Annotated in this window: 8 protein-coding genes; all 8 read right to left on the bottom strand. The window is 26.4% G+C overall.

Annotated elements, in window-relative coordinates; genetic code table 11:
- Positions 1-5: 5 nt before the first annotated feature.
- Positions 6-1,274, bottom strand: a complete 1,269-nt coding sequence (locus tag EJL03_RS13140) for a radical SAM/SPASM domain-containing protein (protein ID WP_125154432.1) — start codon at positions 1,272-1,274, stop codon at positions 6-8.
- A 17-nt stretch (positions 1,275-1,291) separates the two neighbouring features.
- Positions 1,292-4,885, bottom strand: a complete 3,594-nt coding sequence (locus EJL03_RS13145; protein ID WP_125154433.1) for a phage tail protein — start codon at positions 4,883-4,885, stop codon at positions 1,292-1,294.
- Between the two features lie 16 nt (positions 4,886-4,901).
- The gene (locus EJL03_RS13150; RefSeq protein WP_164509086.1) at positions 4,902-5,654 is read right to left on the bottom strand and encodes a phage tail domain-containing protein; all 753 of its coding nucleotides are present in this window, start codon (positions 5,652-5,654) and stop codon (positions 4,902-4,904) included.
- 57 nt (positions 5,655-5,711) lie between these two features.
- Entirely contained in the window at positions 5,712-12,830 is a 7,119-nt protein-coding gene (locus tag EJL03_RS13155) for a phage tail tape measure protein (protein WP_164509087.1), read from the bottom strand.
- A gap of 63 nt (positions 12,831-12,893) precedes the next feature.
- A complete protein-coding gene (locus EJL03_RS13160; protein WP_125154436.1) occupies positions 12,894-13,679 on the bottom strand; it encodes a hypothetical protein in 786 nt (261 codons plus the stop codon).
- 181 nt (positions 13,680-13,860) lie between these two features.
- Complete coding sequence (locus EJL03_RS13165; RefSeq protein WP_164509088.1) at positions 13,861-14,388, bottom strand: hypothetical protein; 528 nt, start codon at positions 14,386-14,388, stop codon at positions 13,861-13,863.
- Between the two features lie 335 nt (positions 14,389-14,723).
- Positions 14,724-14,993 (bottom strand): hypothetical protein, encoded by a 270-nt coding sequence (locus tag EJL03_RS13170; RefSeq protein ID WP_125154438.1) that lies wholly within the window; start codon positions 14,991-14,993, stop codon positions 14,724-14,726.
- 144 nt (positions 14,994-15,137) lie between these two features.
- Positions 15,138-15,338, bottom strand: a complete 201-nt coding sequence (locus EJL03_RS13175) for a helix-turn-helix transcriptional regulator (protein ID WP_164509089.1) — start codon at positions 15,336-15,338, stop codon at positions 15,138-15,140.
- Positions 15,339-15,427: the final 89 nt, after the last annotated feature.

The raw sequence follows: 15,427 nt of genomic DNA on the forward strand, positions 1-15,427 counted from the left end.
ACCACCTACCCTTTTATTATTTTTAACATCTCATTTTGATTTTTTATTATTTGTTTTTGATTTGTTTTCATTTCATCTACTTCAATAAATAAAACCTTCATAGCTTGTGCTAAAACATCTAAACTTTCGTCTATAGTAAAAGAAGCTACCGAATTTTTATCTTGATAAAGACTTAATTCAGTAGCTTTCTCTTTCATATATTCACATATTTCATGTTCAACGTGAGCCATTTCACAATAATGTCCTCTTATCTGTTTCTTTATATCACCATTTACCATATAATTAGCTCCCAAACACCTATAACAGTTATAACACTCACATTGTCCGCAACCTTCCATCTCTTCATTCTTTAACTTTAAGAATGGTTTTCTTTTTTCATCGTCTATACCTTCATATAAACTACCTATCCTCATTTCACCTTTAAAATCATTAAAGTAAAAATGATGACATGGGTATATGTCTCCATTAGGAATTATCGATATATAAGTTTTACCTGCATTGCAAGGAGGATTTACCCAACTTCTACCTTCTAATAGCTTACTTAATGGACTAAAGTTTTTTAATTCATCTATTCTTTTATTTTTTATCATATCATCTAATATGTAATCTGATATTTTTTTTAATTGTTCTCTATATATTCCTACATCATTTATATCCCATTGTTCCTCATGCACAGGCATAAACCATATTCTTTCGATTCCACAACCTTCTCTAAAGAATTTGTAATTTTCAAATAAATGTGGCAAAGATTGTTTATTTAAACAACCATGAACACTGAATTGTTGCGGACTATCTTTAAAAAGTTCTTTATATATCTTTATATTTTTTTCTACATATTTAAAACTACCCTCCCCATTTTCTCTAACCCTATACATATCATGTGTTTCTCTATTTCCATCACATGATAACTGTACCCCAAAATTTAATTTGTCTTTGTATTTAATTATTAATTTCTTAAGTTTCTCACTTACATATACACCATTTGTAATTAATCCTATCTGACATTGGATACCTGTTTCATTTTGTCTTTTAAAAGCATGAGTTAATAAAATATCAATTTTTTCAGGAACTAAAGTTGGTTCACCACCAAAAATACTAATATTAATTGATTTTTTTCCTGCCTTTTTAGCATTATTTAGCAAATAATCTATCCCATCTGTTATTACTTCGTCTTTTATTACCTCATGTCCAAACTTGTGTACAAAACAATACTTACACCTATTATTGCAATTTGTTGTCATTATAAAACTTGCATCTGTTGGTAAAACGTTCACTTTATCAATCCCTTTCTTTACTTTAAAATAATACAATCAAATTGGGGGTTAGAACCACCAGAATTATATATCGTAACTGAATTTGAACTTTTTTCTATGCTTATTTCTCCTACGTATGTCAAAGAACTTTTGCCTATAGGAGTTACAGAAACAACATAGTCTAATGTTCCTAAATTATGTGTTATTGTTGTTCCATTCATTCCTGAAAATCTAGACGTTGCTTTAAATAAAGCAGGGAGTCTGTATGTGTAATCTGCTTCTCCTTGAATTTTACCTTTTTTAAACCATGCAATTCTAAGATTTCCTAAATCTGTCACATTTAAGGTTATTCCACCTTTGCCTAAACTCACACTACTAAGCCTTCTATTTGACATAATAGTAGACCCTGTACTTTGATTTAACTCAAAAGCACTACCATTCTTATCATACATACCAAAATTATTCTCGTTATTGGCTGTTATAAAAAATTGTTGTGAATTATCGTAAGAATTAAACTGCAACAACCCACCTGTTTTTCTATCTCCTGATACTACATCTGACATATTATCTGTTGAAGATTTTGCTTTAATCATTATTTTTACATTATTATCTTCCCCATATAATTTAACCACTCCTTGATTCAACTCCGCATCTTGAGAAGACATAAACAATTTAGGCTGTTCCAACTTATTATTTAACCTAATAGTCCCCCCTGTATCATCACTTCCAGTTAATTCAACTATTTTTTTACTTTCATTATTTTTAATCCTTATTATCCCCATATCATTCAAGGATTGAGTCCCCATCTCAATCCTTTCTTTTGTCATATCACCATTATATAGTTTCAGAAATCCGCCCGTATATTTATAATCAGGAGCAGAGCCTAAAAAAGCATTTATATTTCCATCCCAATCATTTAATAATAATTTTCCACCATTACCTTCATCTTTATATAAATCTGCTAACCAGATTTTATTTTTAGAATTATTATATCTAAATACTCTAAACCTTCCATTAGCATCAACTTCACCATCTATATTAACATTAAATACATCGTCTCCATTTTGATTATTTATCCATATACATCCATTATCTATTCTCAATCCCTTGTTATCTAGAACCGAATGTGTATTTAAAATATGAAATGATTTAGCCCATACAGAACCATCATTTCCGTCTAAAAAAATCACATCCTCCCAAGGATATCCTTTCCCATTTCTTTTTTGAAGTTTAATGCCAACTTTAGGATTTAAAAAAATTCTATTTTTATCTTTGTTGCCTTCTAAAGATAAATCCATATTTATAGCTTTCATATGATTTTTATCAACTAAAAAAGAAGATTCTCCTTCATCGTTCATATTTGTTATAATAAGTTTATTTGAGCCTACCAACTTGCCATAAATTTGTTCAGCTACGTTTCCATATGGTGTGACAGCTGTTGAAACTGTTTTCCAATTATCTTTAGTCATAACAAGGCAATTATTTACAATTCTTAATTGTTCGTCATCAGAAAACATATCTTTCATATGTATTCCTCTTTCGTCTATCCTTATATTTTGATTCCTAGCACTTAATATCCTATTTTTCGCACTATCTAATACATTACTCATTATTTGACTTACTAAATCAGTGTTTCTCTCACTTAAGTTCCATATAGGTTTATACATATCAACTGTATTAGCCACATCATTTACGTTTTTCATTAAGTCTGCTAAGTAACCTGCTGTATTATCTGCATCTTCCTTATTGCTAATTGTAATGTTTAAACTATTTTTATCTATTTCATGTGTTATATTTATAATCCTTACTTTATATTCGGTATTCATTCTATCTGAATATATATGAATAAAATCTCCTAATTTCAATTTATTCCAATCGTGTTGACATTCAACTAAATTCAAAAAATTCACTATATCTAAGCTTAATTCTATAATTGGCTGAGACAAATTATCTAATGCGTTTTTACCTGCTGATAGTAAATCTTTATTATCATAATAATTTTCATTTTTCCACGTATCTTCTTTTATAAAATCATCTAACACATTCAATTGTGATGTAGTAAAATTATTGCTTTTTTTAAGGCTTTCACCTAATTGTTTTATACTATTATTATTTTGATTTATGTCTAAAACAACATTCTTAATCTCTTCTTCTTTTTTTTTCATTTTATTTTTTATGTCATCTCTTATTTTATTTAATTCTGTTAAATCTTTAGCTTTATCAAAATCAGATAAATTTACTTTTAATTCCTCTGATATATCTAAAGTACCGTCATTTACTTTTGATATAGGCTCATCTTTATTTTTTTTGTTAAATTGTATTACGTTATCTATATTATCTTGTGCAATCTCATATTTCACCTTTAAATCAACTAAATCATTTTCTAATTTTGCAACTCTTGAATCTAAAGTATGTCTTTGTTTTAATAAATTATAAAATATAGGTGTTTTTTCTTCTATTAACACATCATATTTATTCAAAGCATCTAATAAATCTTGTGGCATGTATTTTAATGTTCTATAATATGAAAAGTTTTCTATATAAGGCATACCAGTAGGATTTATATCTGTTATGTTTAAGTTATCTTTTCCATATATATTTAACCTTGTTATTAAATCATCATCTTTCACATGCCTACTTATTTTTCTTGCATAATTTTGTTTTGAAATATATAATCCCTTATCCTCAGTTATATTATCTATATGATAAATATTTATAATTTTACTTAAACTATCAAATTGTAAAACACAGTCAAAGGATTTCTGGATGTCTTCTCTAAGAAAGCTTAGCCAATCTTGTTCAGATATATTAAATACTCTATACTTACGATGATTTTGCCCATCGCTTCTATCTTCCCTTACTTCAGGATCAACATATCCTATTTCCCATGATGTTTCATTTTCTAATATATTTAATATTCCATCACCTGTTTCCGATATTATCTTTATACTCACTTCTATTTTATAGTTAATACTATCAGTTACTTTATAAATTACATCTATATTTTCTAATTCGTGTAATTTATCTTTTGAGTTCCATTTATATGTATTAATTTCTGTATCGTTATGGTCATAAACTTTAATAAATAAGTTTTTGCCTTCCTCCATAATAAATGAATTTGTATAAGTTACATAATTAATATCGTCAAAAGAATACTTTATTTTGTTTACTAATGTCTCTGAACCATCTCTGTATAATTGTCTTGTCCCTACAAAATTAACTAATTTTCTTTTAGATAGGTTTATTTCTCTACTATAACAATGAATACTTTTTACATATTTCTCATCGTCATCATCTTCGTACTCATTGATTTTGAACATATATTTATTATTTACTTTAACTAACATTCCATCTTTAATAGCATCAATGTTGGGGTTTTTTATTTGCTCATGTTGCCTTTTGATATAATATGGTATTTTAAAACTTAGTTCATAAGTATCTTTAAAAGGAGTTGTAAAAGATATATCATAGGCATCTTTTAACATAGATATTTCAGTATCATCTTGTCTACATAAAATTAATTGAAAATCTTCTTTTGCGGTTTTTAAATCTCTATTTATTTTCCCTAATTCAAATTTATTTTTTACTAGACATTCATCTACCCTTTCGCCATTTAGATATACATAACTCATAAAAAACACCTCCTTTTTATATTGCTATAGGATAACAACATCTAATTGATACTCTTACATCCCCTCTAATTTCTAGTAAATTATATCCTCTTACTAACCTAATCCAGTTTTTATTAAAATTATCTAATCTATACGTATTAGGTAGGTTACTTTTAATTCTTTGCATATTATTGTCAACATATATAATTTCATTTTTTATTAAATTGTCAATCTTAAAGATTTCACCAGCATTACTTAAATTTTCTATTTCTATACTTGTATCTCCAACCATTTCTATTTCTATTTCAGGATAATAATATTTTTTAACATTACTTAAATTTTCTATTTCTAATATATTTGAATTAGAAATAGAAAAATCCCATGTATATATATATGTTGGAGAATAAGCATAAGGGCTGTTACATTCCATTGTTAATGTTATATAACCCTGCATTGCTCCAGTATCAAATCTTCTTGCATCCCCGATTAATTTACAATAATAAATAACTTCTGGATTGTCTAGTGATATAAATGGCTTATAGTCATCTTGAAATAACCATTTAACTACATCTTTTCTAGTTTTATAATCCCACAATAAATCATCATCAGTTATTTTTGCTAAAGTAATTTTGAACTTTAATGGGTCTGTATTAAAACCATAGGAGTATATGTTATCATTAATTTTGTCTATTCTATTCTCTCTTTTGTATCCAAAAATAGATTCTATCATATCTGTATTTGTATCTACCAATGTTAATCCCATATCAGAACCTTTTATCCCATCGTACATAAATTGTGTACTTATAAACATTTATCTCAAATCACCACCTTAAATTAAAATACTCTATTATTTATATATACCTCTTTTGTTGTATGCTTTTCTTAATTCCTTTAATACGTCATTTTTAAGAACACTTTTTAATTTTGGAAATATATTCTCGTCAACATTTCCTTCAACATTTAATAAATTCCTTATTTTTATAACTCCATTACCATTTTCTGGCATAGAGTTTGTATTAATTTTAGGAAACATACACGCTAAATTATCTCCATTAGGTAAATTCTTAACTACGCTGTATAACTTCTTTGCTTGACTACTATTAAAAATTACTTCTGAATTTGATTGACTGCCATGAACCATTGCTAATCCAGAATAGTCCATTACTCCACCTTCACTAAATTGTGGTACTCCTCCATGACTAGCCCATGCGATAATCCTCTCCAAAGTTTCTTTTGAAGTTACACCACCTAATCTAATCACCCCTATTGCTCTCAATATATCATCTGAAACAGGAGATACTCCTTTTTCACCTAAAACAATATCCCCCTCTCTTAAAATTTTTTCTAATTCTTCCGAAGATAAATGTTGCGTATTAACAAATTTATACCCCATAGCAGATAACCACTTTTGAGCATTTTTTAAATCTTCGCCCCAACCATAAACAGTATTTTTTATTTCCTTAACATCTCCTGCGATCATTTTTTTTTCATAATCAGCATATCCAGAAACTATTTTATCAGTCTCATATCTATCATTTCCTTTTAACCTTCCTGCTCCATTTAAATTTTTATTATTTAATGCATTTCCAATAACTAAATCATTTTTATCTAATTTTATTTTGTCTAATTCATTTTTAGATAGTTTAGTTATATCAATTACTTCATACCCTAATTCTGATAAATATTTTTGTGCAATTATATAATCGTTTATTTTATTATTTCCATCAGACTGAGCATATACTTTTTTATCTTCACTTTTTGTAATAGAATTGTTTTTTTTAGGCTTTTCTATCTCTTTAATCTTACTTAAAATATTATCTAAATTCTGTGCAGTATCTATCGCCTTTTGTAAATTATCAATTAAGTTGGATTTAATTTTTGTTCCAATTAAACTTAATCCTTCTCCCCATTCATCTTCATATTTTAATATAGCATCTGTTAAATTCATCATTTCTCCATTTATATATTTAATTTGATTTCTAAATATAGCTTTTCTTGCTTCTGAATATAAATTTTCTTTCTGCATTAGTTTTTTATAATACTCTTCAGTATTTTTTAATTCTTTATCAAGTCTCTCTTTTGTATCCTCATATTTTTTATTTTCTGCTTTATTCTTTTCTTCATATTCTTTTTGTATATCTTCTAATTTATCATTAAGATTCTCTTTTCTTAAATCTATTTCTCTTTTATGTCTAAAATCATCTATTTCTTCTTGTTTTTTATCTATTTGTTCTTTTAAACTATTCTTTTTTACTTTACCCTCAAGTGTGTCTACAAGCATCCAAGAATTGTATTCATATTGCAATTTTAACTTTTCACTTATTAAAGTATTTAATTGTTTTTCATAATTGTCTGTTTTTTCATTTTTATCGAATTCTTTTAATTGTGATTTTATTATTTCTTCTCTTACTTTCTTTTCTTCATTTAAATTATCAATTGATTTTTTATGTCTTTTCTCTTCTAAATCTTTTTTTTCATTGTATTGTTTTTTATATTCATCTAATTCAGTCTCATATCTTTTCTTAATTATTTCTATTATTTTTTGTTCTAAACTCTTTAAATTATCCAATTCGCTTTGTAAATTATTTTTTAATTCTTCGTTGTTTTGTTTCATAGATTTTGCAATATCTCTTATTTTTTCATTATATTCTTTGGCTTTATCATTAAGGAAATTCCATTCATAAGTATTCTCTTTTAACAAATCTCTTTCTGCTAATAGTTCTATTTTCGCCTTTTGAATATAAATAATATATTTTTGTTGTTCGTCAACCTTTTTCGATAAAAATCTTGTCTTGTCTTTCTCATAGAATATGTCTTTTACATTTAAAAGGTCTATTTTATCTTGCATTTCAGTTATTTCACTATCAAATTCTTTAAAATATCTATCATCAAATTTAATTTTAAATTCCCATTTAGTTTGAAACGCATCTTGTAAAGCCTTTGTCATCTTCTCAATTTCACCTACAGTATCTTGTAGGTCAAATCTCATTTTAACAATTTGGTCTGAAGTATGTCCACCATACCATATTTGTTTTTGCATGTACTTTTGTTTTTCTAATAATACTCTATTTTTTTCTTTAATTTCATTTGTGTAATTATCAAAATTCTTAAAACTATCAACAACACTTGTAGACCATTGTTCAGCTCTGTCCTTATAGATAGATGCATTTACATTAGTTCTTTTTATTTTATCATCAAAAATTCCGATTGTTGATTCATATTTATCCACTTTTAATTGGTTAAATTGGTCTTTTAATCCAATTAATTGTTGCTTTAAATCCTCTGCTTTATTCCATGCTCTATCTGCCCTTTCTTCTGGTGACACGTCTTTTACAGAGTTTTTATTTTGATAAGATATCTTACCAGAAGAATAACCTCCACCTGATAATTCATTATAAATAGATTTTACAGTAGGTATCCAATTTTTATTCAATCCATTTGGGTCATTACTTGCACCTATTGGAGCATATTTTGCACCTATTTGCTCTATTGTTGTTAATCCTTGATTAAAATAAAGATTCTTTAAATTTCTTGCTGAAAATTCTATTCCCTCAGCAATAGAATTAAAATGTTTTATTGTTTTCCAATTATTTTCCCAATCCATAATACCCGATGGATTATTATGATTTCTAATCGCTGGAGAAGTACCTCTGCCAGATTCAAACATAGAAATTGATGCCAGTAAATATGGGTCTATTTCATATTTACTTCCTGCATTAACAAAGTCTTGTCCATGACCTCTTAAAACTCCTTGTAACTTATTATCTAAATGTGTATTGCTATAACTACTTGAAGCCACACCCGACCTAGCACCCTCAACATTTTTATAACTACTTGCTAATTGATTATTCTTTTTAATTTCTTGTTCAGTCAATTTAATTTGTTGCTTGATTAGATTGCCTTTTTTGTCTAACGCCTTTATATAGTCCCATGAATTTTTATATAATTTACTATTAGAAGAATTTAACTTATCTAACTCGGTTTTTAAAGCTTTTATAGAATTGGCATATTCATCTGTAGCATATTTAGCTTTCTCAGTGGATTTTGTAGTATCATCTAACGAAGGTATGTATTCATTATTATTTGTTGATATTATTTTGTCTAAATTTTTTAAAGCTTTTTCATAAGATAAGTCAATTTTATCTATTTCATCTTTTAGTTCATTTTCTTTCCCTTTTTTTTTATTAGCTATATCCGTAAATATACTCGCAGAAGTAGGACCGCCAATTAACTTCGACCCTATATCTATCACTGAAGGGTTTTTTTCTGCTTCTTTAGCTTTATCCATATAAAAATTATATTTTTCTTGTAACACTTCAATTTGTTTTTTAGCTTGTACATATGTCATTTTGGTTATGCCCTTTTGAATCATTGCATCTTGTTTAGACGCTTCTAACTTTGCCTTCGTTAAATCTTGAACTGTTAATTTTTTATTACCTAGTATTTTTATCTCATTTTTAATTAAATTCATATTTTGTATACTAGAAAGCCCAGCCTCGTCCTCCACTGTAATCAAACCTGAAATAATAGGCTTTAGTTTATTTGAAATATCTGACATACGTTCTTTTTCTTCTATATTTTTATTTTTTATATCATTTAATTCTAAATACTCATTTCCAAGTTCTTTAATTGTATCCTTATATTGCAATTCAACTTCGTTAGTATTTTGTATACCTTCAATAATTTCATGATTTTGCAAATTGTTTGTAGCTTCTGTCACCTTGTATATCTCACCAGTATATTCGTTAAAAGCTACTCCTGCGTCAGTTAGAATTTTTTTTTGGTCATCTATCTTTTTATTAAAGTTGTTTAAATCGCTTTCTGCCATTTTGAATATCATCCAATTGGAGACATTCCATGAATCTCCTTTATCCCAGTTACTCTTTTTTTCATTTATTTCTTTTTCTAATTTTTTTCTTTCTTTAAGTAATTCTTTATATTCATTTTGCTTTTCTTTTAATTCATCTACAGTTGATCCAATTTCAATTTTATCGCCATCTTTTAATGCCTGATTTAATTTATCATAGCTTCTTTTAACCGAATCAGTTGATTCTTTTAATTCTTTTTGATACTGTATATGTTTGTGTAATTTATATGTAGCTACACCTAAAATTGCTATAAACCATGTTAAAGGATTTTTCAAAAGAGCTATAGTTACTCCAGTTATACCTTTACGTAATGCAATAAATGTTTGTGTCAAAGCTGTTATTATACCATTTTGTTTGGCTGTATACAGAAAACCTTTTAAAACCCCTTTTAATTTGTTTAATCCTTTAGTGATATAAGACGTGTGCTTAAATAAAGTTACCCATGCAAATCCCAACCCAAGTACAGCAACACCTGATTTTTTTGATGTAGACGTTATTACATTAAAAGTATTAATAATTTCAGTACCAGCTTTAATAAAATTATTTATAGTATCGGATTGAATTAAATTTCTCCATAAATTTTCTAATGCTCTTTTGAAATCATTAATTTTTGCTTCATTTGATTGACTGTAAAAACTTTCAAACTTCTGCTTAGCAGAACCACTAGCGTCTCCAACTTTTTCTTGTAACTCAGCAACTTTATCAAGATTTTGCATCAATACTAAAAAGTTTTCTCTTTGCCTTGTACCTGCGAGACTTTTAGCTATATCACTTTTTTGTAAATCGTTTAAATTACCCCATTTATTTCCTAAATCTTCAATTACTGTTGAAAAACTTTTAAAATGAGTAGCATCTTTTCTAATTGCAACACCAATTTTATTAAGAGACCTTTCAACATTTGAAAGAGGCTGATTTTCAGCATCAAATTTTTTTCCTTGCTTAATATCCTGATATCTTGCAAAAATACTTTTAAAAGACTCTCCAATACTTTCCGCAGATTTCCTAGTTGTAGAACTAACTACTCCTATATATTCTGAAAGCCCTTCCATTGACACTCCTGCCATTTGTGCGGAACTCGAAGAACGTTTCATTCCTTCTGCTAATTCTGCAAAACTAGTAGCCGCATTGTTATCAATCGTACTTAGAGTATCTACTACTTTCATTGTTTCTTTGGCTTCCATACGAAATCCATTAGTAATAGCAATCAGTTGTTCAGACACATCTTTTGTACTTTGTCCAGACAGTTTTGCTCCTATTGTAGAACTTTCCAATAGTTTTCCTGTTTCCTCTACATTTCTTCCAGCTCTAAAAAATTCAACTGAGCCTTCCATTATTTCTTTAGTAGTAGTATGCAATACATCCGCCAACTTACTGTATTTATCGGTTAGTTCCTCTATCTCAGCCTTGTTCATATTTGTCACCATACCAACATCAGTTTCTACTTTATTTAAGTCATTTATAAAAGAAACCCCTTCTTTTAATTTTCTTAAAACCCCAAATAAAGCTGTTCCTGCTATAGTAAACCTTACCAAACGCTCAATACTAGTTTTCATTCTCTCTGCAAACGTAGTCTGTTTTTTGTTTATATTCTCAATTCCTGTAGCCATGGAATAAGTTGACTTAGTAGTATTATCTATAGTCATCTTATATTTACTTAATCTTTTTCCGCCTTCATTTATATTCACATTAACTTGTTTTATTTTGTTACCCATACTATCTACACTATTAGCTATATTCGAAATACTAGCATTTAGTCCATATGTTTTTTTTACAAATTTTTCAATATCTTTAAATGAAGAATTTATATTAATTTTTCCATTTACTTTATTACCTAATTTAATAATTCTTTGTTGTTCTTTTAATTTTGATTCATATGCATCTAATTGCTTATTAATTTCATTAAAATCTTTAACTATATTTGAAGATTTAGGGTCTAGCGAACCTATTGATAACCTTAATTTATTAACATCAGTTTGATTTGCTATACCATTATATTTCTTAGATATTATATCTAATTGTTTTTCATACTTTTTAATATTATTATTTATCAATATATATTCTGAAATCAATCTCTTTAAATCATTAATCTTACTATTAGTATTATGTTTTTCTTCTAATGTTAGTTCATTACTTTTCTTTTTATAATTATCTAATTGTTTTATAATTAAATTATATTGACTATTTAGTTGTTTATAAAAATTACTATTTGTATCAAATCTTTTATTATAATTAGATTTCATATTTTTTAATTTTTCTTCTTGTGTAAAAACATAATTCAATGTTTTACTTTGTTCTTCAAATACATTTTTAGTGCTATTAATTCTATTTATACTTGCTTCTTTTAATTTTTTTTCTTCTTGAATTAATTTTTCATATTGTATAACTAAATCTTCTAATTGTTTTTTAGATTCATCTCCATTTAATAAATTTATCTTAGATTCAAAATTTTTAATTTTATTTTCTGGTAAGATATTATTCTTATATAAATTAGTAATTTTATCATTATATTTAGAAACAAAATTCACTGTATCTTCCAGAATTCCTTCTTGTAATTTTTTATTTTTCTTCTTAATTTTATCTGTGTTGTCAATAATACCCCTATTTACTAAAGTATATTCATCATTTAAAACCTTAAAATGTCCATTTCTTAAACTCATTGGATTTTTAGCAGTATAATCAAACTTTTCAATTATACCGTTAGCTTGTTTTACTGTTGCTGTAAATTTTAAGATATCATTTGTTAATGTATCAATTTGATTTGAAGTTATTTTTACCTCACCAATATTAGATAAATCATTTTTTACTTTTTTTATAGAACTGCAATAATTTTCAACATTTTTTATAACACTATCAAAACCTTTATTACTATTATTTGAAAATTGTTTTATTTGACTATCTAAAATAGACACATCTAAATTGTTCATTATGTTTTCTATTTTGTTAAGTTGTGTAAATAATTTATCCAACCCATCAATATTTGTATTAATATCAATTTTTTTATTTTTCAAATTGTTTATAATTGTATTTAATTTATTTTGGTTTTTATTTAAACTACCAAAATCTAATTCCAACTCTATTTTATATGGATTTAAGGACATAAAAATCCTCCTTTCTTTATTTTGATAAAATAAAAAGACAGGCATTGATACCTGTCTTAAAGATTATAAATCATTTAATTTTTCATAATTAAACTTTTTCTTAGCCTCATGTCCGTTAGGGTATATAATAATTACTTCTAATTCTTTAGGGTTTAAATTCATTATTTCATCTGCTGTAAATGCCCCAAGTATAGTTGCCTGATATTTAGGTGATTCTGGGAAAAATTTTGTTACTTTAATATCATAATATTTGTCTTTATGAACATTTTTAGGCTGTATAATTTTTTCTGTATTATCTTTAGTATATACTTTTAAAACTATATGAACATCTTCTATAAAATCATCCTCATCTCCCCCAACATCACTGTATGCTATAAAATTATTAAGTCCATCATAATGTTTTTTTAAATGTTCTATGACATTATTACTATTTGGTTCAAGATATTTTCTTGAAATTTTTTCAGATACTTCTGCTACAACAGTGAATGGCGTGTCAAAAGAGAAAACAAACGCTTTTGTTTTCTGTATGTCATCATTCGAGTTAAAACTAAACCTCTTTTTACTTACTCCACCTTTAATATCTTTATACTTCTTCCCAATCTCTATTGCTTTATAGAATTCTTCTTTAGTTAAAGGCGTTATATCGTAACCATCTATAAGCGTTTTATTATCTTCTTTTTCTTTTGACACAACTTTTTTTTCTTTTTTATCCATATCTGTTGTTTCACCTTGTGTAGATGAAGCAATAGCCTTTTTTTGTTTGTTATTTTTTAAATAATATACTCCAAAACAAATACATGTTATGACTACTATTGAAACTATAGTTACAAAAGTTTTCTTTCTTTTCATAAAATCTAGCTCCCTTCTTTTGAGTTCAATATAGCCATTGTATCATAGAAAACTTACCTTTTTCAACTAATTTTACCAATTAACATCTACAATATGAAACATCTGTATCTTTGCTAATTCGTGAAATTACCTCAAAAAGACAAGCCATTATGAAAGCTAAAGTCTCTAGTACTACTTTATTTTATCCCATTTTTTCTAAAATTCTTTTCTTTTGACTCTCTAATTCTATTTCTTTTATCTCTATCTGCTCTTGAACGTTTTCTTTGATAAATAATATATTTATCATCCTATCTATGTTGACACAATAATTATATCTTGTTCCATTGGCATAATTAGTCAAATATGCTTGTGCTTCCTTTATTATAATTTTTACATTTTTAGTTATTTTATTAATATCTGCTTGATTTTCTATGTTATTTTTATAATAAGAACTAATATATTCCTTTTTTATTGGAAACATTTTAATATAATGTAACCCATGTTTTCTATGTTTATGAGTTGTTTTTCTTGGTGGCAATGGATAAAACTCTTTCCTACTTGCTTTGCCATTTATATTTGACCTAAAAGGTATCGCAAAATCATATTTTTTATCTTTATATTTTAATTTTAATATTATTAAACAAGGTCTTTTTTTATTTTTTTCTAACTCAATAGAATCATCAAACATATCATAAAAAATTTGTTTAATAGAACATACTCTTACCTTCAATGTACCCATCTACCTTTAACATAGAAATAACCTCTTTAAAACTAAAGAGGTTATTGTGTTATATTCTAAATTAATGTCCCGTAACACTTCGGAGACCAAACGAAATATTAATGATATTCTACATTTTTACATCCCCGTCATTGCGGAGGATAAACACGCATAAGCGTTATATTCTAAATTAATGTCCCGTAACACTTCGGAGACCAAACGAAATATTTTATTGTATATAGTATATATTATTTATTACATAATGTCAATAATTTTCATATTTATCTTCAATTTTATCCCACACCTCATTGGAATATTTAATGTTTCTTTAGCTTTTTTTTATATAATTAGTAGCTTAATATTAATTCTTTATTATAGTTTTTACAAATTAAAGTTAATACATCATCTAAACTTTTGTTAAATTTAATTAAATTGTTTTTTTTTATTTTAATTTTATAATTATGTACTACATCAAATTCAGTCTCAACATCGCCTTTAATAGTAATAAAATTATCATTATCTTGAATTTTAATATTATACATTGTAGGTACATCATCGTTTGTGACCCAGCTTATAAAGCTAGTTTTTCTTAATACATTTAATAAGTTTTTTATCATATTAAACACATCCCTATTATAATATTTGTAAGGTTTAGATTAATTGGTTTGTTTTATCTTACAAATATTATAATACACCTTATAGTTGCGTGTGTCAATACTTATTTATTAATATTTTAGTAAAATTATATAAAAATACTAATTTTATTTTTCATAATAAAATATATCAGTAAATTCTACTCCTAAAACATCTGCAATTTTAAACCCAAGTTCAATAGTAGTTTTATATCTATTATTAATTATATTAGATATAGTAGATTTATTAACTCCTACTTCTTTAGCTAACCATACTTGTTTTATACCTTTACTATCTATTATTTTCTTTAATCTATTTTTGACTGCCATAATTATCCTCCAAATTAATAAAATGATATTATAATTATAACATAATAGTGCTATCCATCCCATGCCTTCAGGTGTGGGATTTTCGCATC

Source organism: Clostridium rectalis, from assembly GCF_900626095.1.
GTDB lineage: Bacteria > Bacillota > Clostridia > Clostridiales > Clostridiaceae > Clostridium_AS > Clostridium_AS rectalis.

Bases quoted from the DNA above. Each gene is read 5' to 3' on its own strand.
- EJL03_RS13145 (WP_125154433.1), bottom strand. From the start codon at position 4,885: ATGAGTTATGTATATCTAAATGGCGAAAGGGTAGATGAATGTCTAGTA.
- EJL03_RS13150 (WP_164509086.1), bottom strand. From the start codon at position 5,654: ATGTACGATGGGATAAAAGGTTCTGATATGGGATTAACATTGGTAGAT.
- EJL03_RS13155 (WP_164509087.1), bottom strand. From the start codon at position 12,830: ATGTCCTTAAATCCATATAAAATAGAGTTGGAATTAGATTTTGGTAGT.
- EJL03_RS13160 (WP_125154436.1), bottom strand. From the start codon at position 13,679: ATGAAAAGAAAGAAAACTTTTGTAACTATAGTTTCAATAGTAGTCATA.
- EJL03_RS13170 (WP_125154438.1), bottom strand. From the start codon at position 14,993: ATGATAAAAAACTTATTAAATGTATTAAGAAAAACTAGCTTTATAAGC.
- EJL03_RS13175 (WP_164509089.1), bottom strand. From the start codon at position 15,338: ATGGCAGTCAAAAATAGATTAAAGAAAATAATAGATAGTAAAGGTATA.